This window comes from Stenotrophomonas sp. NLF4-10, from assembly GCF_022359915.1.
GTDB classification, from domain to species: Bacteria; Pseudomonadota; Gammaproteobacteria; order Xanthomonadales; family Xanthomonadaceae; genus Stenotrophomonas; species Stenotrophomonas daejeonensis.
Map to the genome: position 1 here is coordinate 2,845,576 of NZ_JAKSEE010000003.1, position 20,645 is coordinate 2,866,220.

Here is a 20,645-nt window from a genome sequence, read left to right on the forward strand (position 1 = left end):
GTACAGCATCGATCGCATGCCGTCCGGGCGGCCCTGCTTTGCGTTGTGACGACACTTCATCAGCTGGTTCCTTTGCATCCCCGCCCCCCGTTCAGACGCTTCAGGCCGGCAGCTTGAAGTCGGCCACCGAGCGGCGCAGCTCGGCTGCCAGCTGGTTCAGCTGGCCCAGCGACTCGGCGGTCTGCCCGGCACCCTGCGAGGTCTGGCCGGTGATCTGCCGGATCACGCCCATCGTCTGGGTGATGTCGGTAGCGGCGGCGGACTGCTGGTGGGCGGCGATGGAGATGTTTCGAATGAGGGTGTTCAGCGCGTTGGACACGCGCTCGATCTCGGTCAGTGCGGTACCGGCGTCCTCGGCCAGGCGCGCGCCGGACACCACTTCGGCGGTGGTCTGCTCCATCGAGGTCACCGCTTCGTTGGTATCGGCCTGAATCGCCTGCACCAGGCCTTCGATCCGGCGGGTCGCGCCGGAGGTGCGTTCTGCCAGTCGCTGCACTTCGTCGGCCACCACCGCGAAACCGCGGCCGGCCTCGCCGGCCGAGGCCGCCTGCACCGCCGCGTTCAACGCCAGGATGTTGGTCTGCTCGGAAATGTCGTTGATCAGTTCCACGATCGAACCGATCTCCTGCGAGGACTCGCCCAGCCGCTTGATGCGCTTGGAGGTTTCCTGGATCTGGTCGCGGATCTGGTCCATGCCCTGGATGGTCTGGCGCACCACGCCGGCGCCTTCGGTGGCGATGACCACCGAGCGCTGCGCCACTTCGGCCGACTCGTTGGAGTTGCGCGACACCTGTTCGATGGACGAGGCGATTTCGCCGATGCGGTCCGAGGCGCTGGTGATCTCGTCGGCCTGGTGGCCGGCCGCTTCGGCCAGCTGGATGGCGGTGGCCTGGGTTTCCTGCGCCGACACCGCCACCTTGCTGGAGGTGTCGTTGATGGTGGTCACCAGGTGGCGCAGTTCGTCCACGGCGTAGTTGATTGCGTCGGCGATGGCGCCGGTCATGTCCTCGGTCACCGAGGCCTTCACCGTCAGGTCGCCTTCACCCAGCGAGCTGATTTCGTCCAGCAGCCGCATGATCGCCTGCTGGTTGCGGCTGTTGAACTCCACCTGGGTCTGGTAGCGCAGTTCCTGCTCGCGCGAGCGGCTGCGCACCGAGCTCCAGACGAAGGCAATGATCGACAGCAGCGACAGCGCGCCGAACACCACGCTCCACCAGAAGTTCGGGAAGATGCGGGTGTCGCGGGTGGAACCGAACGCGGAGAAGGCGTCGAACAGCTTCTTGCTATCGGCCAGCATCTTGTCCGAGCCGGCCGCCAGCGCCGCCGCCGAGGACTGCGCGGCGAACAGGTTGCGCGAGCTGGCCAGGATGGTGTCGGCGTCCTTCTTCATCTTCGCCCACTGGTTGGCCGACTGCTCCAGCGCGACCTGCACGTTGGCGTTGCGCACCGCGGTGATGCCCAGTTCCTCGTTGCCGTTGCGCAGGCCTTCCAGCACCTGGCCGAACACGGTCATGTCGCGCGCCAGCGCGTCGCCGGCGCTGCTCGCGCCGGGGCCGCCGGCGCGGATTTCCGTGACCCGGCGTGCCATCGTGCCGACGACCACCACCTGCTGCAGGCCACTGTAGATCTGCGAGGCCTGGGCGCCGCTGGCGGTCATCGCGCGCACCACCTCGTTCAGCTGCGCCTGCAGCTGCGGCACCGCACCGACGAAGTTGTCGGCATTGCCGGCCAGCGCCAGCACCGCCGGCTCGCTGGCCACGATCTGCTCGGCGTTCTTGGACAGCGGCTGCCAGGTATCGACCAGCGTGCGCAGCGGCGCGGCCACGCCCGGCTCCTGGCCGAAGCGCCCGTCCAGCGCGGCCACCGTGCTCTCCACCTTGGTGCGGGTGTCCTTGAACGCGGCGTAGGCGTCGCGGTTGCCGGCCACGGCCTCGCGGCCCTGGTTGGCCAGCTGCTGCGACAGCACCTGCAGGTCGGCCACGCCGGTGCTGGCGCCGGCCAGGCGGCTGCCCTGCCACGTCGCCACGCCGGTGTTGGCGCCGAACACGATCATCGACAACACCAGCAGGCCCAGCCAGAAATTGGTTCCCACGTTGCCGGTCTTGCCCGCCTTGGCGGCATCTGCAGCAGTACTCATGTTCAACCTCTATCCAATACGGAAGGGCGGGCCCGCGCTCAGGCGGCGGCCTGCCGGAATTCAGGGGTGCGGGACAGCAGCGAGAGCGAGAACACGCCCCAGTCGTGGCTGCCGTCGTTGAACGCACGCTCGACGAAATGGGCATAGCGGCCGCGGGCGATGGCGCCGGCGTCCACCTGCTGCGAGGCTTCGAAGCTGCGCTGGCCGTACAGCTCGTCGATGCTCAGCGCGACGTCGCCGCCGGTCTGGCGCATGATCAGCACGCGGTGGCCTTCCTGCTGGACGGTGCGCTGACCTTCCAGGAAATACTTCAGGTCCACCACCGGGAACAGGTTGCCGCGCAGGTTGCCCACGCCCAGCAGCCACGGCTGCGCGCCCGGCACCGGGGTGACCGGCGGCATCGGCACGATTTCCACCACTTCGCGGAAGTCGGACACCAGCCGCTGGTTGCCGACGCGGTAGCCGACGCCGCGCCACACGTCCTGCGCGAACTGCCGCTCGGGCAACTGCACCGCGTGCGCCAGGCTGCGGCGTTCGTAGGCTTCGAGGATGTCGAATGGCGAGCGCATCAGCCCACCAACTGGTTGATGCGCGCGATCAACGCATCTTCGCGCGGCGGCTTGACGATGTAGTCGGTGGCGCCCTGGCGCATGCCCCAGGCCATGTCGGTTTCCATGCTCTTGGTGCTGACGATCAGCACCGGGATGTTGCGCGTGGCCTCGTCGCGCGACAGCGCGCGGGTGGCCTGGAAACCGCTCATGCCCGGCAGCACCACGTCCATCAGCACCAGCTGCGGCGACTGGCTGCGGGCGATCTGCAGGCCTTCCTCGGCATTGTCGGTGGCCAGCACCTCGTGCCCGGCCTTTTCGAGCCATTGCGTGAACACCGCCCGGTCGGTCGGTGAGTCCTCGATCAACAGGATTCGAGCCATTGTTGCCTTACCCCCTGGTTCAGGCGTTGACGTATGTGCGGATGGCACCCAACAGTTCGTCGCGCGTGAACGGCTTGGTGAGGTACTGCTCCGAGCCGACGATGCGGCCGCGCGCCTTGTCGAACAGGCCGTCCTTGGAGGACAGCATGATCACCGGCGTGGCCTTGAACAGCTGGTTGCCCTTGATCAGCGCGCAGGTCTGGTAGCCATCCAGGCGCGGCATCATGATGTCCACGAAGATGATCTGCGGCTGCTGGTCGGCGATCTTGGCCAGTGCCTCGAAGCCGTCGCTCGCGGTCACGACCTCGCAGCCTTCGCGCTTGAGCAGCGTTTCGGCAGTGCGTCGGATGGTCTTCGAATCATCGATGACCATCACCTTCAATCCTGCGAGTTCCCCACCCGCAGCCATGTTTTCAACCATTGGCAATTCCCCGGCGCGCGCAACGCTCCATTTGGACACGGCGTTGCTGCGAAGGCGATCTATATCCCAATACCGCCGCGAACTGTCAAGGGCGGGCGTTGCGGCGCGGCCGCCGGGAGCCCGGATGTGAACCCCATCGCAGTCGCGTGCGCGGGGCCATTCAGCCGCGCAACGCACCGGGCCACGCGCGGCGCTGGGCGCCCGCCATGCGCGGACGCTACCATCGCCCCCTTGACCCGAAAGGCTGCGGACCATGCTGGACGTCATCGTGGTGATGGACCCCATCGCCCAGATCAAGATCGCCAAGGACACCACCTTCGCCATGCTGCTGGAAGCCCAGCGCCGCGGCCACCGCCTGCACTATGTGCGCCCCGGCGGGCTGGCGCTGCGCGGCGGCGCGGCGGTGGCCGAGGCGGCGCCGCTGCAGGTGCGCGACGACAAGGCCGGCTGGTTCACGCTGGGCGAGTTCGCACCGCTGGCATTCGGCCCCGGCCAGGTGGTGCTGATGCGCAAGGACCCGCCGTTCGACGGCGAGTACCTGTACGACACCCACGTCCTCGGCGTCGCCCAGCAGGCCGGTGCGCAGGTGGTCAACGACCCGCAGGGGCTGCGCGACTTCAACGAGAAGCTGGCCGCCCTGCTGTTCCCGCAGTGCTGCCCGCCCACCCTGGTCAGCCGCGACGCCCGCGACCTGAAGGCGTTTGCGCTGGAGCACGGGCAGGTGGTGCTCAAGCCGCTGGACGGCATGGGCGGGCGCTCGATCTTCCGAAGCGGCGACGGCGACCCGAACCTCAACGTGATCCTGGAAACCCTGACCGACGGCGGCCGCCGGCTGGCGCTGGCGCAGCGCTTCATCCCCGACATCAGCGCCGGCGACAAGCGCATCCTGCTGATCGACGGCGAACCGGTGGACTACTGCCTGGCGCGCATCCCGCAGGGCGACGAATTCCGCGGCAACCTCGCCGCCGGCGGCCGCGGCGAAGGCCGACCGCTGAGCGAGCGCGACCGCTGGATCGCCGCGCAGGTCGGCCCGGAGATGAAGCGCCGCGGCATGCGCTTCGTCGGCCTGGACGTGATCGGCGACTACCTCACCGAGGTCAACGTCACCAGCCCCACCTGCGTGCGCGAGCTGGACGCGCAGTTCGGGCTGAACATCGCCGGGCAGTTGTTCGACGCGATCGAGGCCGGCCCCGCCCGATGAACGCCCCCTCCGGCACCCTGCCCGCGCCGCCGCAGGCCACCGAGCAGCAGCGCCTGGGCGCCACGCTGGTGCTGTCGGCGCTGGTGCATGGGCTGCTGATCCTCGGCGTGGGCTTCGCGGTCAGCGACAACGCGCCGCTGGTGCCGACCCTGGACGTGATCTTCAGCCAGACCAGCACGCCGCTGACACCGAAGCAGGCCGACTTCCTCGCCCAGGCCAACCAGCAGGGTGGCGGCGACCACGACACGCCGCAGCGGCCGCGCGACACCCAGGGCGGCATCGTGCCGCAACCGCGCGCCGGGCTGGCGCCGGTACCGCAGCAACGCCAAGCTGCCGCCATGCAACCACCGCCGCAGGCGCGCGTGGTCAGCAGCCAGCGCGGCGAAGACGTGGTGCCCGACGCGCAGCCCCGGCCGCTGCCCGAGCTGCCCGACGCCAACGCACCGATGACCGCGCGTGAGCAGCGCGACGCCGAGATGGCGCGGCTGGCCGCCGAGGTGCACCTGCGCTCGGAGCAATACGCCAAGCGCCCGAACCGCAAGTTCGTCTCGGCCAGTACCCGCGAATACGTCTACGCCAATTACCTGCGCGCGTGGGTGGACCGCGCCGAGCGCGTCGGCAACCTCAACTACCCGGACGAAGCGCGCCAGCGCCGGCTCGGCGGGCAGGTGGTCATTACCGTCGGCGTGCGCCGCGACGGCAGCGTGGAAAGCAGCCGCATCCTGCGCAGCAGCGGCACCCCGCTGCTCGACGCCGCCGCGCTGCGGGTGGTGGAGCTGGCGCAGCCGTTTCCGCCGTTGCCGCGGACCAACGACGACATCGACATCCTACAGGTCACCCGCACCTGGGTGTTCCTGCCCGGCGGCAGCCTGCGCGACGACCGCTGATGGCAGGTCGGGGACGTAGCCCCGACCTGCGACGTTTCCCGTAGATGCGGGGCTTGCCCCGCATGTGGCTTCACCGGGAAAGCGCCGTGTGGGGCAAGCCCCACACCTACAAGTGCATTCGGCAGTTGCCGATGGCCGCATCGCACCCGAAGTGCGCCCCACACTCAATCGGCGTGCAAATCAGCCTCGTACACCGCCTCGCCATCGACCCACGTTGACAGCACCTTCAATTCGTCCAGACGCACGTCACCGTCCAGCGGGTCGCGGTCGAATACGACGAAATCGGCATGCAGGCCGGGTTGCAGGCGGCCGACCTCGGCCTCGTCGTGGCCGGCCCACGCCGCATCGCTGGTGAAGCCGCGCAGCGCCTCGGCCGCGCTCAGCCGCTGTTCCGGCTGCCAACCGCCCGGCGGCCGGCCGTCGCGGTCCTGCCGCGTCACCGCCGCGTACAGGCCCAGGCGCGGATCGACCCGCTCGACCGGGAAATCCGATCCCAGCGCCAGATGCGCGCCACTGTGCAGGTAGCGCTGCCACGCGTAGGCGCCCTTGATCCGTTCCGGGCCGACGCGCAGTTCGGCCCAGCCCATGTCCGAGGTAGCGTGGGTCGGCTGCATCGAGGCGACGACACCCAGCCCGGCGAAGCGCGGGATGTCCTCCAGCGCCACCACCTGCGCATGCTCCACCCGCCAACGGTGGTCACTGCCCTTGTCCGCGCCCAGCACCCGTTCATAGGTATCGAGCACGATGCGGTTGCCGCGGTCGCCAATGGCATGGGTCGCCACCTGCAGCTTGCAGCCGGCGGCCTTGCGCACGGCCACTTCGTAGTCCTGCGGCGAGGTGACCAGCAGGCCGCGGTTGTGCGGGTCGTCGCTGTAGTCGGCCAGCATCGCCGCGCCGCGGCTGCCCAGCGCGCCATCCATGAACAGCTTGACCCCGCGCATCTGCAGGCGCCCGCCCGGATGCCGGTACGGGCCATCCGCGCACAGGTCGTCCAGCGCGGCGCGGCTGCCATCGGCATAGGCATCGATGCGCAGCGGCAGCTTGCCCTGGTCGGCCAGCTGCTTCATCAGCGCCAGGTCTTCGCGCGACACGCCCATGTCGTGCACGCCGGTGAGGCCATTGCGCACCGCTTCGTGCAATGCGGCCAGCAGGCGCTTCTCGCGCGCGGCCGCATCCGGCGACGGAATGTGGGCGCTCACCAGTCCGGCGGCGTTATCCACCAGCACGCCGGTCGCGTTGCCGGCGGCATCGCGCACGATGCGCCCGCCCTGCGGCTGCCAGTCGCCGGCCAGCGGCTTGCCGGCCGCCTGCTCGGCGATGCGCAGCGCCGCACTGTTGACCCAGCCGGCGTGTCCGTCGATGCGATCCAGGTACACCGGGCGCTCCGGGAAGGCCGCATCCAGATCCGCGGCGGTGGGAAAGCCGGTGCCGTCCTCCCAATGGTTCTGGTCCCAGCCAGCGCCGAGCAGCCATTCGCCCGGCGCCAGCGTCTGCTCGAATGCACGCAGGCGCTGCACCACTTCGGTGCGGCTGCGCGTACCGATCAGGTCCGCTTGCGCCAGCGCGTTGCCCAGGTAGACCAGGTGCGCATGCGCGTCGATCAACCCGGGTACCACGGTGGCGGCGCCGGCATCGATGCGCGGAGCCTGCGGATACTGCCGCAACAACGCCTCGCGCTGCCCCACCGCCAACAGGCGGCCATCTTCCGTGTCCCATGCCAGTGCGGTGGCCAGCGGCTGCTGCGGATCGCCGGTGCGGATGCTGTCGGCGACCAGCACGCGTACTTCGGCATGGGCCGGCAATGCGTGCAGGCACGGAAGCAACAGGGCAAGACAGGCGATGCGGCGCATGCGGGGCACTCCCGGACTGAGGTGCGGCGACTATGCCGCCATCGAGCGGGAGGTGACAAACCGGATCGGCACGAACGATGCGCAGCATCGGCCGGCAGCTTGTGCATTGCAGCGCCCGGACATGCGCGAAAGCCGGCCTGCCGGCGCCAGTCCGCAACCGCCGCGAAGTGCGGGCACAAGCGGGAAAACCCGGCTTTTTCCGCATGCCACGAGCGCTCACATGCCGCATGACGGCCGATGGAAGCGATTTTGACGGGCTTTTTGTGCGATTCCCTATTGGCGATGCCCGGCGCATGCCCTACATTTCGCTAGCCGACGGGGTCGGCACGACCAACAACCAACCGTTCACGGAACAGGAAATCATGGCAAAGACCGCTAAGAAGGCTGCCCCGAAGAAGGCAGTGAAGAAAGTTGCACCGAAGGCTGCCGCCAAGCCGGCCGCTCCCAAGCCGATCAAGGAAGCCCTGACCAAGTCTGGTCTGGTCGCCCACCTGGCCGAAGCGACCAGCGTCGCCGCCAAGGACGTCCGTGCCGTGCTGGCCGCGCTGGAAGGCGCCGTTTCCGCATCGGTCCACAAGAAGGGCGCGGGCAGCTTCACCCTGCCGGGCCTGCTGAAGATCAGCACCGTGCACGTGCCGGCCAAGCCGAAGCGCAAGGGCATCAACCCGTTCACCAAGGAAGAGCAGGTGTTCGCCGCCAAGCCGGCCACCACCAAGATCAAGGTCCGCCCGCTGAAGAAGCTCAAGGACGCCGCGCTCTGACAACGCGCGCGCCTTTCAGGCGAACCGGACGGGACGGCATTGCCGTCCCGTTTGTTTTTGTCCCGGCATCCACGGCCGCGTGACGACGCTGCAACGGACCGGTCCGTTCCAGGCGCGAGGCCCGTTCCACGCTGGAACACAGCGTCATGGCCGGGACCTCGCCGCGGCCATGCCGGCGGCCTATGGTGGCCCTCAGGCAATCTCCCCCGGCATCACCATGTCCAACCCGCACCGCTACCGCATCACCGTCACCCCGATCGAGGCCGATGGCCTGCCCTGCACCGGCCGCTGCACCATCGAGTTCGAGCAGCGCAGCCCGCGCAACTGGATGCGCGAACTGGAAGGCATGCAACGCCAGTTGTCCTGCACAGAGGCCGCCAGCGCGGTGGTTGCCGCCGGCCTGCTGGAAACGCTGGCGGCGTCGGCACGCAACGACGCCCATCTGCTGGCGGCATTGCAACCGGAACTGGGCGGGCTGGTCACCAAGCTGCAGGCGTTGCGCGACGTGCAGCAATGAACGCCATGCCGGCGGCGCGCGGCTAACCGGGCGTTCACCGTTTGCGGTTATCGTGCGAGCCATCGCCACCACCGTCCACGACCGATGAACTTCCGCACCCTGCTGTTGCCCGCCGCGGCCTGCCTCGCCCTTGCCGCCACCGCCCACGCCGCGCCGCAGGTCAAGGGCCGGCAGCTCACCGTGGATGCGGTCGACGTGCAGCAGTACCTGGACGGCAGCTTCCCGCGCTCGCAGAAGGCATTGGGTGGCCTGCTCGCGCTGACGGTCAGCCAGCCCCACCTCACCTTGCCGGCCGGCAACCGCCTGAACCTGCAGTTCGACCTGGCGATGGCCGCCGCCGGCAGCGCATCGATGCCGGTGGGCAGCGTGGGCCTGAGCAGCGGCCTGCGCTACGACGCCGGCACCCGCGGCTTCCACCTCGAACAGCCCACCATCGACACCTTCAAGCCGGCGATGGCCGGCGGCGAGCTCGACGCCGGCACCCGCAGCCTGCTCAACACGTGGCTGGCCGACTACGCGCGCCGCGAGCCGATCTACCGCATCGACCCGGCCATCGCCCGGATCATGGACACCCTGCAGGTGCAGTCGGTGGGCATCGAGAACGGCCGCATCGCGGTGGATTTCAACCGGAACCTCGGCAACCTGTTGCCGCAAGGGCTGCTGGGCAACTGAGGATCCATGCCGGGCAAATCCGGCGCCTGTAGGTCGGGGTTACATCCCCGACGCAGGCAGTCCCGTATCCCGTGCGTCGGGGATGTAACCCCGACCTACGGACCCTAGCGCTTCGGCTGCAGCATCGTCCCGGTGCACTTGCGCGAGCCGCAACGGCATTCCCAGATCTTTTTCAGCCGCGGGGTGTGCCGCTCGGCCAGGGTGATGCCGTAGTTGTAGGTCAGCTCCTCGCCCGGCTTGATGTCGCGGATCGCCTCGATGAACACCTTGTCGGCGGTGCGGTCGTCGCCCTCGGCCTCGGCGATCACCGCCTCGCAGTTCGGCGCGCAGCTGTGGTTGATCCAGCGCGCATCATTGCCCTTGTGGTTGGCGTCGATGACGTAGTCGTCGTTCAAGGTGAACAGGAAGGTGTGGCCGCTCTCCACGTCGCCGGCGTCGTCGGCATCCACCTCGGCATGGGTGCGGCGCAGGCCCCTGTACTCGATCACCCGCTCGCCCTTGCGCAGGGGAGCCAGCGCAAACACGCCGTTGCCGTGGATGGTGGATTTGCGCGCCTGGATCTTCTTGGGCATGGGGACGACCGTGAACGATGGGAACGGCGATTCTCGCGCAGGAACGCGCCGCATCCCAAGCCCGGCGCCATCCGAGGCCGCCTTGACCTGGGTCAACCGGCCGGCATTGCCCGGGTTTGAGGCGCCGGCGGCAAAAGAGTACAATTTCGGTCCACATTGAATTCCCCCGCCCAGCGATGCTCCGCGTCACCAAGCTCACCGATTACGCCACCGTCGTGCTGACCGTGCTCGCCGCACGGCCGGGCGAAGTGCTGAGCGCGACCGAACTGGCCGAGGCCGCCGGGCTGGAGCCGCCCACCGTCAGCAAGCTGCTCAAGCCGCTGGCACAGGCCGGGCTGGTGGAAGGCCTGCGCGGCGTGCGCGGCGGCTACCGCCTGGCCCGCCCCGCCACCGACATCAGCCTGATTGAGATCGTCGAGGCGATGGAAGGCCCGCTGGCGATCACCGAATGCAGCCACGACCACAGCCAGTGCGGCATCGCCGACCAGTGCGGCGTGCGCTCGAACTGGCGCCTGATCAACGACGTGCTGGCCGAAGCGCTGCGCGGCGTCACCCTGGCGCAGATGCTGCACCCCTTGCCCATTGCCGACCGACGACGGATCACCGTCGCCGTCGTTTCCTGAATCACCGTAGGCAGCCCCCCCACATGGCCACCGAAACCATCGAAACCCCCGCCACCGCCGACAGCGCCAACCGCGAGATCCACGAGCAGCTCGGCCGCAAGTACGACGCCGGCTTCGTCACCGACATCGAGTCGGACTCGCTGCCGCCGGGCCTGGACGAGGACACCATCCGTGCGCTCTCCGCGCGCAAGGAGGAGCCGGAGTGGATGACGCAATGGCGCCTGGACGCCTACCGCCACTTCCTGACCATGCGCCAGCCGGACTGGGCCAAGCTGAAGATCGGCGCGATCGACCTGCAGGCGCTGAGCTACTACTCCGCGCCGAAGGGGCCGAAGTACAAGTCGCTGGACGAGGTTCCCAAGGAGCTGCTCGACACCTACGACCGGCTGGGCGTGCCGCTGCACGAGCGTGCCAAGCTGGCCGGCGTGGCGGTGGACGCGGTGTTCGACTCGGTGTCCGTCGGCACCACCTTCCGCAAGGAACTGGCCGAGAAGGGCATCGTCTTCTGCTCCATGTCCGAGGCCATCAAGGAACACCCCGAGCTGGTCAAGCAGTACCTGGGCACCGTGGTGCCGGTGGGCGACAACTACTTCGCCGCGCTGAACTCGGCGGTGTTCTCCGACGGCAGCTTCGTGTTCATCCCGGCCGGGGTGCGCTGCCCGATGGAGCTGAGCACCTACTTCCGCATCAACGCCGGCCACACCGGCCAGTTCGAGCGCACCCTGATCATCTGCGAGGACAAGGCCTACGTCTCGTATCTGGAAGGCTGCACCGCGCCGATGCGCGACGAGAACCAGCTGCACGCGGCGGTGGTCGAACTGGTCGCGCTGGAAGACGCCGAGATCAAGTACTCCACCGTGCAGAACTGGTACCCCGGCGACGAGAACGGCGTCGGCGGCATCTACAACTTCGTCACCAAGCGCGCCGAATGCCGCGGCGCGCGCGCCAAGGTGACCTGGACGCAGGTGGAAACCGGCAGCGCCATCACCTGGAAATACCCGTCCTGCGTGCTGCTGGGCGACGACTCGGTGGGCGAGTTCCACTCGGTGGCGCTCACCCACCACCGCCAGCAGGCCGACACCGGCACCAAGATGATCCACGTCGGCAAGCGCACCAAGAGCAAGATCGTCAGCAAGGGCATCAGCGCCGGCCACGGCCAGAACACCTACCGCGGGCTGGTCAAGGTCGCCGCCGGCGCCGATGGTGCGCGCAACTACACCCAGTGCGACTCGCTGCTGATCGGCAAGAAGTGCGGCGCCCACACTTTCCCCTACATCGAGGTGAAGAACCCCGGCGCCACGGTCGAGCACGAGGCCACCACCTCCAAGATCTCCGACGACCAGATGTTCTACTGCCGCTCGCGCGGCATCGACCAGGAGAACGCGGTGTCGATGATCGTCGACGGCTTCTGCAAGCAGGTGTTCCGCGAACTGCCGATGGAGTTCGCGGTCGAGGCCAAGAAACTGCTGGAAGTCAGCCTGGAAGGCTCGGTCGGATGAGTCGCTTCGTGCTCCTGTCGGCTCCACTCCTGCTGGGACTGGCATTGCCATCGCTGGCACAGCAGCCAGCCTGCAACGTCGATGGCTCGCAACTGGAAATGAACCAGTGCGCATTCGAAGACCTGGGCAGGGCCGATGCCGAATTGAACACCGCCTACAAGCAGATCCTGGGCTCCATGAAGGGCCAGCCCGTCGCCGCGGAGCGTCTCAAGGCTGCGCAACGGCTGTGGGTGCAGTTGCGCGACGCGGACCTGGCGGCGCAGTTCCCGCTGGCCGAGGGCCAGAGCGCGCAGGTCGAATACGGCTCGATCTACCTGCTGGAGTACGCCACCGCCCAGGCCGAGCTCACCCGCCAGCGCACCGCCTATCTGCGCGCGCACTTCCTCGCGGACGTTTCCCGCTGAACTGCACGCCTGCCCCTATATGAACAAGACGATTACCCACATGCTGAAGATCGAAAACCTCCACGCCAGCATCGCCGGCAAGGAAATCCTCAAGGGCCTGTCGCTGGACGTGAAGCCGGGCGAAGTGCACGCCATCATGGGCCCCAACGGCGCCGGCAAGTCCACGCTCGGCAACGTGCTGTCCGGCCGCGAGGGCTACGAGGTCAGCGAGGGCAGCGTGGCGTTCGAGGGGGCCGACCTGCTGGAACTGGAACCGGAGGCGCGCGCCGCCGCCGGCCTGTTCCTGGCCTTCCAGTACCCGGTGGAAATCCCCGGCGTCAACAACACCTACTTCCTGCGCGCCGCGCTCAACGCCCAGCGCAAGACCCGCGGCGAGGAGGAACTGGACTCGATGCAGTTCCTCAAGCTGGTGCGGCAGAAGCTGGCGGTGCTGCACCTGAAGGACGAGCTGCTGCACCGTGGCGTCAACGAGGGGTTCTCCGGCGGCGAGAAGAAGCGCAACGAGATCTTCCAGCTAGCGGTGCTGGAGCCGAAGCTGGCGATCCTCGATGAGACCGACTCGGGCCTGGACATCGACGCGCTCAAGAGCGTAGCCGACGGCGTCAACGCGCTGCGCAACGCCGAGCGCTCGTTCATCGTCATCACCCACTACCAGCGCCTGCTCGACTACATCAAGCCGGACGTGGTGCACGTGCTGGCCGACGGCCGCATCGTCAAGAGCGGCGGCCCCGAGCTGGCGCTGGAACTGGAGGCCCACGGCTACGACTTCCTGAAGGACCGCGTGGTGCGCGAGGCGGCCAAGTAATGAGCGCGCTCCTGCAATCACTGGCCAGCGCCTTCTGCGGCAGCGACGAGCGCCGCGAGGTGCTCGATGCCGCGCTGCATGCCGGCCTGCCCGCCGCGCGCAACGAAGCGTGGAAATACACCTCGCTGCGCCAGCTCGAACGCCGCAGCTTCAGCCCGGCGCCGCTGCAGGCCCCGGCCATCGACCCCGCGCTGCTGGCCGGCATCCCCGCGCCGCGGCTGGTGTTCGTCAACGGCCGCCCCAGCGACGCGCACAGCGACCTGTCCGGGCTGGACGCCGGCGTGCGCGTGCGCACGCTGTCGGCGGTGCAGCGCGACGAGCCGGAGGCCACGCGTTTCCTACAGCGCCGCTTCGACCGCGCCGAGGAGGTCTTCGCCCAGCTCAACGCCGCGCTCGCCGACGAAGGCGTGCTGGTGCAGGTGGCCGCCGCTGCCATCGCCGCGACGCCGCTGCACCTGGTGTTCGTGGGCTGCGGCGACGGCACCGACCGCGCGTGGCACCACCGCCACCTGCTCGACCTGCAGCCCGGTGCGTCGCTGAAGCTGGTCGAACACCACCTGCAGGGCAGCGACAACGCCAACTTCGACAACACGCTGGTGCACGTGCAGCTCGCGCAGGGTGCGCAGCTCGCCCATGCCCGCGTGCAGGCCGACGGCGCACGCGCGACCTCGCTGCTGCGCACCGACGCGGTGCTGGAGCGCGATGCCCGCTACAGCCGCGTCGACCTGGAACTGGGCGCGGCGCTGAGCCGCCACGAGCTGAACGTGCGGCTGCAAGGCGACAACGCCCGGCTCACCGCCAACGGCGTGCTGCTCGGCAACGGCCGCCGCCACATCGATACCCGGCTGGGCATCGAGCACGTCGCCCGCGACACCGCCGCCGAACTGCTGTGGCGTGGCGTGGCCGCCGGCCGCAGCCGCGTGGTGTTCCACGGCGGCATCCACATCCACGGGGGCGCCGACGGCACCGACGCCAACCTGTCCAACAAGAACCTGCTGCTGTCGGCCGACGCCGAGATCGACACCCAGCCGACGCTGGTGATCGACGCCGACGAGGTCAAGGCCGCGCACGGCGCCACCGTCGGCCAGCTCGACGCCAACGCGCTGTTCTACCTGCGCTCCCGCGGCCTGCCGGCCGAACAGGCGCGGGCGATGCTCAGCGCCGCGTTCTGCCACGAACCGCTGGCCGTGGCCGGCGCCCTCGGCGACACCCTGGCCCGCCACCTCGACCACGCACTGCAACAGGCAGGCATGGCATGAACCTTTCCTCCCCGCTTCCACTCCAGGCCACGGACGCCGCACCCGACTGGGCCCGCGTGCGCGTCGACTTCCCGCTGCTGATGCGCGAAGTGCATGGCAAGCCGCTGGTGTATTTCGACAACGCCAACACCGCGCAGAAGCCGCTGCCGGTGATCGAGGCCACCAGCGCGTTCTACCGCCGCCACAACGCCAACGTCAGCCGCGCCGTGCACGCGCTCGGCACCGAGGCCACCGACGCCTACGAAGGCACGCGCGGCAAGCTGGCCCGTTTCCTCAACGTCCGCGCCGACGAACTGGTGCTGTGCAGCGGCACCACCTTCGCCATCAACCTGGTCGCCTATTCGTGGGCGCTGCCGCGGCTGAAGGCCGGCGACGTGATCCTGGTCTCGCGCATGGAGCACCACGCCAACATCGTGCCGTGGCAACTGGTGGCCCAGCGCACCGGCGCGAGCATCCGCGTGGCCGAGATCGCCCCCGACGGCACGCTGGACCTGGACGCGCTGCACGCGGCGATGACCCCCGATGTGAAGCTGCTGGCGGTGGCGCACGTGTCCAACGTGCTGGGCACCATCAACCCGGTGCGCGAGATCTGCCGCGAAGCGCGCCGGCGCGGCATCGTCACCGTGGTCGATGGCTCGCAGGCCGCGCCGCACCTGCCGCTGGACGTGGCCGCCATCGGCTGCGACTTCTACGCCGTCACCGGCCACAAGATGTGCGGCCCCACCGGCACCGGCGCACTGTGGGCGCGGCGCGAGCACCTGCAGGCGATGCCGCCGTTCCTCGGCGGCGGCGAGATGATCAAGGAAGTCAGCTTCGACGGCACCGTGTTCAACGACCCGCCGCACAAGTTCGAGGCCGGCACGCCCAACATCGCCGGCTTCGTCGGCCTCGGCGTGGCCGTGGACTACCTCGACGCGCTGGGCCGCGAACACATCGCCGCGCGCGAGCAGGAACTGCTGGCGCACTTCACCGAGGAACTGCTGCGCATCGACGGCGTGCGCATCTTCGGCACCGCCGCGCACAAGGCGGCGGTGGTGTCGTTCCAGGTCGAGGGCGCGCATTCGCACGACCTGGCCACCCTGCTCGACCTGCAGGGCGTGGCGGTACGTTCCGGCCAGCACTGCGCGCACCCGCTGCTGCAGTATTTCGGCGTGGCCGCCACCTGCCGCGCCTCGCTGGCGTTCTACAACACGCACGCCGAAATCGAGGCCTTCATGGCGGCATTGAAGAAGGTGCGCGCGTTGCTGGGGTGACTCGCTCTGGTAGGAGCGCACCTTGGTGCGCGAGAAGCTTTCCCGGTGGAGCCCATCGCGCACCAACGTGCGCTCCTACCGGGACCGCTAGAATGTCGCGCATGACCGACCTCACCTTCCGCGCCGCCACGGCGGACGACATCCCGGCCCTGATCGAACTGGTCACATCCGCCTACCGCGGCGATGCCTCGCGCGTGGGCTGGACCACCGAGGCCGACATCCTCGACGGCGAGCGCATCGATGCCGAAAGCATCCTGGTCCAGCTGCAGCGCCCGCGCAGCGTGATCCTGGTCGCCGAGCGCGATGGCCGCATGCAGGCCTGCTGCCACATCGCCGACGAGGACGGCCACGGCTATTTCGGCATGTTCGCGGTCAGCCCGGCGGCACAGGGCGGCGGCATCGGCAAGCGGGTGATGCAGGAGGCCGAGCGCCACGTGGCCAAGCAGTGGCAGCTGCCGGCCATGCAGATGACGGTGATCGACTGCCGCGACGAACTGATCGCCTTCTACGAGCGCCGCGGCTATGCCCGCACCGGCATCAAGAAGCCGTTTCCCTACGGCGACGAGCGCTTCGGCATCCCCAGGCGCGACGACCTGCGCTTCGAGGTGCTGGAAAAGCCACTGGATGCCCGCGCATGAGCGAGACCTGGACCTTCATCTGCGCCAGCGACGAACTGCTGCCGGGTGAAATGAAGACCGGCTTCGACGAGGTGACCGGCGCGCCCATCGTGGTGTTCAACCTCGACGGCGAGCTGTACGCGCTGGAAGACCAGTGCACGCATGAAGAATTCGAGCTGTCCTCCGGCCACCTCGACACCGCCGAGGGCAGCGTCGAATGCGTCCTCCACGGCGCCCGCTTCGACGTGCGCGACGGCCGCGCGCTGTGCGCCCCGGCCTATACCGCGGCGCCGAAATTCCCGGTCAAGCGCGAAAACGGCGGCATCTGGGCGCGCGACGACCGCGACTGAGCTTTCCGGTGCCGCCTTGGCGGCATTGATGATCGCGGTCACGATATGGACATGCGAATCATTATCGTTTAATTTATCGTCATGTATCCACATGACACCAGCCGTCGGGCGGCCTTGCGGTCCGCTTCCGGCAACGTGCAGGCCCGCCCGCTGCGGGCGGGCCTGCACGTGTGGCTGGTCGTCCTGCTCCTGCTGACCGTCGCCGCGACCGCGCTGGCTGCCGCCGGCGGGCATGGCGCCGGTGCCGATGACGCCCCGCGGCTTTCGGCCACGCTCCCCTCCGTACTCGACGGTTGTCCGCCGGCTCCGCTGCAGCCCTTGCTGCACCCGCCCGGCATCAGCGAAGCCGACGGCGAAAGCGGGCGCAGCCAGCGCCCGACGGATACCGCGCCGGCCCCGTGGCCCGCACGCACTACCCGCAACGGCACCGCGATGAGGGTACCCACCGTCTTCGCCAGCCCGACCCTCGGCCAGCCTTACCGCACGCCACCCGCGCACGCCCCGCCGGCCCACCGCCACGGCTGAACCCACGCGCGGGCCTGCCCGCGGCCGATCCGCGGCGCTGCACCTCCCCGTTTTCCCCTCGTTGTATCCCACCGCGCATCCGCCGGTGTCGGGCCCCGTGTCCGGCATCCCGGTTGTCGCTTCCGTGTCCTTCTCCTCCGTCCAAGGCCCTCAACGCCATGAGCCACATCAAGAGTCGCAAGCACGCCTCCCCCGCCCGTACCGTCGGCCACCTGGCCACCGCCGGCCTCGTCACCGGCCTGAGCCTGGCCGCGCTGCCGGGCCTTGCCCATGCCGAGGCGCCGCCCGATGCCCGCACCCTGGACCAGGTCGAGGTGCACGCTACCCGCGGCTACAAGAGCGAGAAATCCGCCTCGCCCAAGTTCACCCAGACCCTGCAGAACACCCCGCAGACCGTCCAGGTCATCACCGGCGACCTGTTCAACCAGCAGGGCGCCACCACCCTGACCGAAGCGCTACGCAACAGCGCCGGCGTGGGCACCTTCTATGCCGGCGAGAACGGCAACACCAGCACCGGCGACACCGTGTACATGCGCGGCTTCGACACCTCCAGCAGCATCTTCGTCGATGGCGTGCGCGACCTCGGCTCGATCTCGCGCGACGTGTTCAACACCGAGCAGGTGGAAGTGGTGAAGGGCCCGGCCGGTACCGACAACGGCCGCAGCGCGCCGACCGGCGCGATCAACATGGTCAGCAAGCAGGCGCACCTGCACGATGCCGTCTCCGGCACCGTCTCGGCCGGCGTCGATGGCCAGCAGCGCGCCACCGCCGACTGGAACCAGACCCTGGGCGAAACCTCGGCACTGCGCCTGAACGGGTTGTGGCAGGACAGCGACGTCGCCGGCCGCGACCACGTCAACAACAGCCGCTGGGGCATCGCGCCGTCGCTGGGCTTCGGCCTCGGCACCGACACCCGCTACCACCTGAACCTGCTCTACCTCAAGCAGGACAACATCCCCGACGGCTTCGTGCCGACCATCGGCCTGCCGGGCTGGGAGCCGCAGCCGGGCCTGGAGCAGCTGGCCGGACACCCGGTCGATCCGGAAAACTTCTACGGCACCCGCTACGACCACGACGACGTGACAGCGCAGCAGGCCACCTTCCGCTTCGAGCACGACTTCTCCGACACGCTGAAGCTGAGCAACATCGCGCGCTGGGGCAAGACCGAGCAGGACTACCTGCTGACCGCGTTCATGTCCACCGGCGGCAACGATGCCGATCCGCTGGCCGGCAACATCAAGTGGACCGACATCGATGACCTGTCCAGCTACACCCTCAAGCGCAGCAACCTGACCTACAAGAACCAGGAAAACACCATCCTCACCGACCAGCTCAACCTGCGCGCCGACTTCGCCACCGGCAGCGTGCAGCACAACCTGAGCACCGGCCTGGAGTTCACCCGCGAGCAGCAGAAGTCCTGGGGCCTGGCCGGCACCGTCGACGGCAACTGGACGCCCGCCAACCTGTACCGCCCGGACTGGAACGCCAGCGGCCTGAGCACCCGCCGCACCGGCGCCCACAGCGACGGCAAGACCACCACCTCGTCGCTGTACCTGTTCGACACGCTGAAGTTCGGCGAGAGCTTCATGCTGACCGCCGGCCTGCGCGCCGACCACTACAAGACCGAATACGCCAATGCCGCGGTATGCGGCGGCCGCGGCGGCCCGGAATGCGGCAGCAACCCGGCCGGCACCGTCATCCCCAGCCCAACGCTGGAGGACTCGGACACCCTGGTCAACTGGAAGCTCGGCGCGGTCTACAAGCCCAGCGAGGCGGTCAGCCTGTACGCCAACTACGCCCTCTCGCAGCAGCCCCCGGGCGGCAACAATTTCCAGCTGAGCGAGGCGGCCAACAGCGCCAACGGCGTCAACATGGATCCGCAGGAAGCCCGCACCGCCGAGGTCGGCAGCAAGTGGAGCTTCCTCGATGACGCGCTGGCGCTGAACGTGGCCCTGTTCCGCACCGAGGTGACCAACGAGATCACCGGCAGCGCCGCCGAGGGCTACTACCAGAACGGCCAGAAGACCGTGGAGGGCGTGGAAATCTCCACCGTCGGCCGCATCACCGACAACTGGTCGGTCTCGGCCGGCTACACCCACCAGAAGACCCAAGTGGACAAGGGCAGCCTGCTGACCGCCGACGGCAGCAACAACCTGACCTATACCCCGGAAGACGCGTTCACCAGCTGGACCACCTACAGCTTCCCGTTCGGCCTGACCATCGGCGGTGGCGTACGCTACTCCGGCGAGATGCACCGCGGCACCGATGGTGCCAAGGGCACCCCGGCGTTCACCAAGTCCTACACCGTCTACGATGCAGTGGCCTCGTACGCGGTCAACGACCACCTGGTGCTGCGCCTGAACGCCTACAACCTGTTCGACAAGCAGTACGTGGCCGCGATCAACAAGAGCGGCTACCGCTACACCCCGGGTACCCCGCGTACCTTCCTGTTCAGCGCGGACTTCCGCTTCTGATCCGACGTTCCTGATCCAACCGTGGTGACCGGGGACGCCTTCCGCAGGGAAGGCGTCCCCGCATGGAGCCTTCGCATGCTGCTGCACATCCCCAACATCCTCGGCGCCGACGAAGTGGCGCATTTCCGCCGCGCGCTGGACGGCGCCGACTGGGCCGACGGCCGCGAGACGGTCGGTGCGCAGGGCGCGCAGGTCAAGCGCAACGAACAGCTGCCCGACGGCTCGCCGCTCAAGGCCGAGCTGGGCCGGGCGGTGCTGGCCGCGCTAAAGCGCAGCCCGTTGTTCTTTGGCGCCGCGCTGCCGCTCAAATACCTGCCGCCGCGCTTCAACCGCTACACCGGCGGCGGCACCTACGGCTTCCACGTCGATGGCGCGGTGATGAACCTCGCCCAGGGCGAGCAGCTGCGTTCGGACGTGTCGTGCACGCTGTTCCTCAACGACCCGGACGAATACGACGGCGGCGAGCTGGTCATCAGCGACACCTACGGCGAGCACGAAGTGAAGCTGCCGGCCGGCGACCTGATCCTGTACCCCTCCAGCAGCCTGCACCAGGTCACGCCGGTGACCCGCGGCGCGCGGCTGGCCTCGTTCTTCTGGGTGCAGAGCATGATCCGCGACGACGCCCGCCGGCGCACGCTGTTCGAAATGGACGGCGCCATCGAAACCCTGCGCCGCGGCAATGCCGACGCCGGCGCGGTGCTGCAGCTGACCGGCATCTATCACAACCTGCTGCGGCAGTGGGCCGAGGTCTGAGCCGGCAGGCAGGTTTCCCCGTTCCGGCCTGACCTCCGTCAAGCCGATGCAAACAAGATAAATTCTTATTTGCATCCGATAACGAGTCCCAACTACACTCCGCACCCGCCGGATCTGCGGATCCGGCGCACTCC

The 20,645-nt window shown here is 68.7% G+C and carries 22 protein-coding genes; 16 read left to right on the forward strand and 6 right to left on the reverse strand.

Features of this window, described 5'->3' with window-relative positions:
• Positions 1-100: 100 nt before the first annotated feature.
• Genes MIC98_RS13405 through pilG form a run of 4 tightly spaced genes read right to left on the reverse strand, consistent with a single transcriptional unit; the run spans position 101 to position 3,489 of the window.
• Entirely contained in the window at positions 101-2,137 is a 2,037-nt protein-coding gene (locus MIC98_RS13405; RefSeq protein WP_239737467.1) for a methyl-accepting chemotaxis protein, read from the reverse strand.
• A 38-nt stretch (positions 2,138-2,175) separates the two neighbouring features.
• Positions 2,176-2,706, reverse strand: a complete 531-nt coding sequence (locus MIC98_RS13410) for a chemotaxis protein CheW (protein WP_057639855.1) — start codon at positions 2,704-2,706, stop codon at positions 2,176-2,178.
• Positions 2,706-3,068: a response regulator gene (locus MIC98_RS13415; RefSeq protein ID WP_057639856.1), complete on the reverse strand. Its 363-nt coding sequence runs from the start codon at positions 3,066-3,068 to the stop codon at positions 2,706-2,708. The genes MIC98_RS13410 and MIC98_RS13415 overlap by 1 nt, the downstream gene beginning before the upstream one ends.
• A gap of 19 nt (positions 3,069-3,087) precedes the next feature.
• Complete coding sequence (gene pilG, locus MIC98_RS13420; protein ID WP_057639857.1) at positions 3,088-3,489, reverse strand: twitching motility response regulator PilG; 402 nt, start codon at positions 3,487-3,489, stop codon at positions 3,088-3,090.
• A 253-nt stretch (positions 3,490-3,742) separates the two neighbouring features.
• On the opposite strand from pilG, the gene gshB reads away from it, so the two are divergent.
• Both gshB and MIC98_RS13430 read left to right on the forward strand, forming a co-directional pair.
• Positions 3,743-4,690, forward strand: a complete 948-nt coding sequence (gene gshB, locus MIC98_RS13425; protein ID WP_239737468.1) for a glutathione synthase — start codon at positions 3,743-3,745, stop codon at positions 4,688-4,690.
• Entirely contained in the window at positions 4,687-5,577 is an 891-nt protein-coding gene (locus MIC98_RS13430) for an energy transducer TonB (RefSeq protein WP_239737469.1), read from the forward strand. Before gshB ends, MIC98_RS13430 begins: the two co-directional genes overlap by 4 nt.
• 164 nt (positions 5,578-5,741) lie before the next feature.
• Here the strand turns inward: MIC98_RS13430 and MIC98_RS13435 are convergent, their stop codons facing one another.
• A complete protein-coding gene (locus MIC98_RS13435; protein ID WP_239737470.1) occupies positions 5,742-7,427 on the reverse strand; it encodes an amidohydrolase in 1,686 nt (561 codons plus the stop codon).
• A gap of 362 nt (positions 7,428-7,789) precedes the next feature.
• On the opposite strand from MIC98_RS13435, the gene MIC98_RS13440 reads away from it, so the two are divergent.
• The 3 genes from MIC98_RS13440 (at position 7,790) to MIC98_RS13450 (ending at position 9,377) form a co-directional block, all read left to right on the forward strand.
• A complete protein-coding gene (locus tag MIC98_RS13440; protein WP_057639948.1) occupies positions 7,790-8,188 on the forward strand; it encodes an HU family DNA-binding protein in 399 nt (132 codons plus the stop codon).
• Between the two features lie 217 nt (positions 8,189-8,405).
• The gene (locus tag MIC98_RS13445; protein WP_057639861.1) at positions 8,406-8,705 is read left to right on the forward strand and encodes a DUF3861 family protein; all 300 of its coding nucleotides are present in this window, start codon (positions 8,406-8,408) and stop codon (positions 8,703-8,705) included.
• 84 nt (positions 8,706-8,789) lie between these two features.
• Positions 8,790-9,377 carry a DUF1439 domain-containing protein gene (locus tag MIC98_RS13450; protein WP_239737471.1) on the forward strand — a complete coding sequence of 196 codons (588 nt, stop codon included), beginning with the start codon at positions 8,790-8,792 and terminating at the stop codon, positions 9,375-9,377.
• 104 nt (positions 9,378-9,481) lie between these two features.
• Here the strand turns inward: MIC98_RS13450 and MIC98_RS13455 are convergent, their stop codons facing one another.
• Complete coding sequence (locus MIC98_RS13455; RefSeq protein WP_057639863.1) at positions 9,482-9,949, reverse strand: SET domain-containing protein-lysine N-methyltransferase; 468 nt, start codon at positions 9,947-9,949, stop codon at positions 9,482-9,484.
• Positions 9,950-10,125: 176 nt separating this feature from the next.
• Here MIC98_RS13455 and MIC98_RS13460 point away from each other — a divergent pair, with 176 nt between their 5' ends.
• The 11 genes from MIC98_RS13460 to MIC98_RS13510 all read left to right on the forward strand — a co-directional run bounded on the left by MIC98_RS13460 (position 10,126) and on the right by MIC98_RS13510 (position 20,511).
• Positions 10,126-10,572 carry an SUF system Fe-S cluster assembly regulator gene (locus tag MIC98_RS13460; protein ID WP_057639864.1) on the forward strand — a complete coding sequence of 149 codons (447 nt, stop codon included), beginning with the start codon at positions 10,126-10,128 and terminating at the stop codon, positions 10,570-10,572.
• Positions 10,573-10,595: 23 nt separating this feature from the next.
• The gene (gene sufB / locus MIC98_RS13465; protein ID WP_057639865.1) at positions 10,596-12,071 is read left to right on the forward strand and encodes a Fe-S cluster assembly protein SufB; all 1,476 of its coding nucleotides are present in this window, start codon (positions 10,596-10,598) and stop codon (positions 12,069-12,071) included.
• Positions 12,068-12,475: a lysozyme inhibitor LprI family protein gene (locus tag MIC98_RS13470; RefSeq protein WP_239737472.1), complete on the forward strand. Its 408-nt coding sequence runs from the start codon at positions 12,068-12,070 to the stop codon at positions 12,473-12,475. Before sufB ends, MIC98_RS13470 begins: the two co-directional genes overlap by 4 nt.
• 40 nt (positions 12,476-12,515) lie before the next feature.
• Positions 12,516-13,280, forward strand: coding sequence for a Fe-S cluster assembly ATPase SufC (gene sufC, locus MIC98_RS13475; protein ID WP_057639949.1), 765 nt, complete (start codon positions 12,516-12,518; stop codon positions 13,278-13,280).
• Positions 13,280-14,539, forward strand: coding sequence for a Fe-S cluster assembly protein SufD (gene sufD, locus MIC98_RS13480; protein WP_239737473.1), 1,260 nt, complete (start codon positions 13,280-13,282; stop codon positions 14,537-14,539). Before sufC ends, sufD begins: the two co-directional genes overlap by 1 nt.
• Positions 14,536-15,792 (forward strand): cysteine desulfurase, encoded by a 1,257-nt coding sequence (locus MIC98_RS13485; protein WP_239737474.1) that lies wholly within the window; start codon positions 14,536-14,538, stop codon positions 15,790-15,792. Before sufD ends, MIC98_RS13485 begins: the two co-directional genes overlap by 4 nt.
• A 101-nt stretch (positions 15,793-15,893) precedes the next feature.
• Positions 15,894-16,430, forward strand: coding sequence for a GNAT family N-acetyltransferase (locus MIC98_RS13490; RefSeq protein ID WP_239737475.1), 537 nt, complete (start codon positions 15,894-15,896; stop codon positions 16,428-16,430).
• Complete coding sequence (locus MIC98_RS13495; protein ID WP_239737476.1) at positions 16,427-16,759, forward strand: non-heme iron oxygenase ferredoxin subunit; 333 nt, start codon at positions 16,427-16,429, stop codon at positions 16,757-16,759. The genes MIC98_RS13490 and MIC98_RS13495 overlap by 4 nt, the downstream gene beginning before the upstream one ends.
• A gap of 114 nt (positions 16,760-16,873) precedes the next feature.
• Positions 16,874-17,284 carry a hypothetical protein gene (locus MIC98_RS13500; RefSeq protein ID WP_239737477.1) on the forward strand — a complete coding sequence of 137 codons (411 nt, stop codon included), beginning with the start codon at positions 16,874-16,876 and terminating at the stop codon, positions 17,282-17,284.
• Positions 17,285-17,442: 158 nt separating this feature from the next.
• Positions 17,443-19,758 carry a catecholate siderophore receptor Fiu gene (locus tag MIC98_RS13505; protein ID WP_239737478.1) on the forward strand — a complete coding sequence of 772 codons (2,316 nt, stop codon included), beginning with the start codon at positions 17,443-17,445 and terminating at the stop codon, positions 19,756-19,758.
• A gap of 75 nt (positions 19,759-19,833) precedes the next feature.
• Complete coding sequence (locus MIC98_RS13510) at positions 19,834-20,511, forward strand: Fe2+-dependent dioxygenase (RefSeq protein ID WP_057639872.1); 678 nt, start codon at positions 19,834-19,836, stop codon at positions 20,509-20,511.
• Positions 20,512-20,645: the final 134 nt, after the last annotated feature.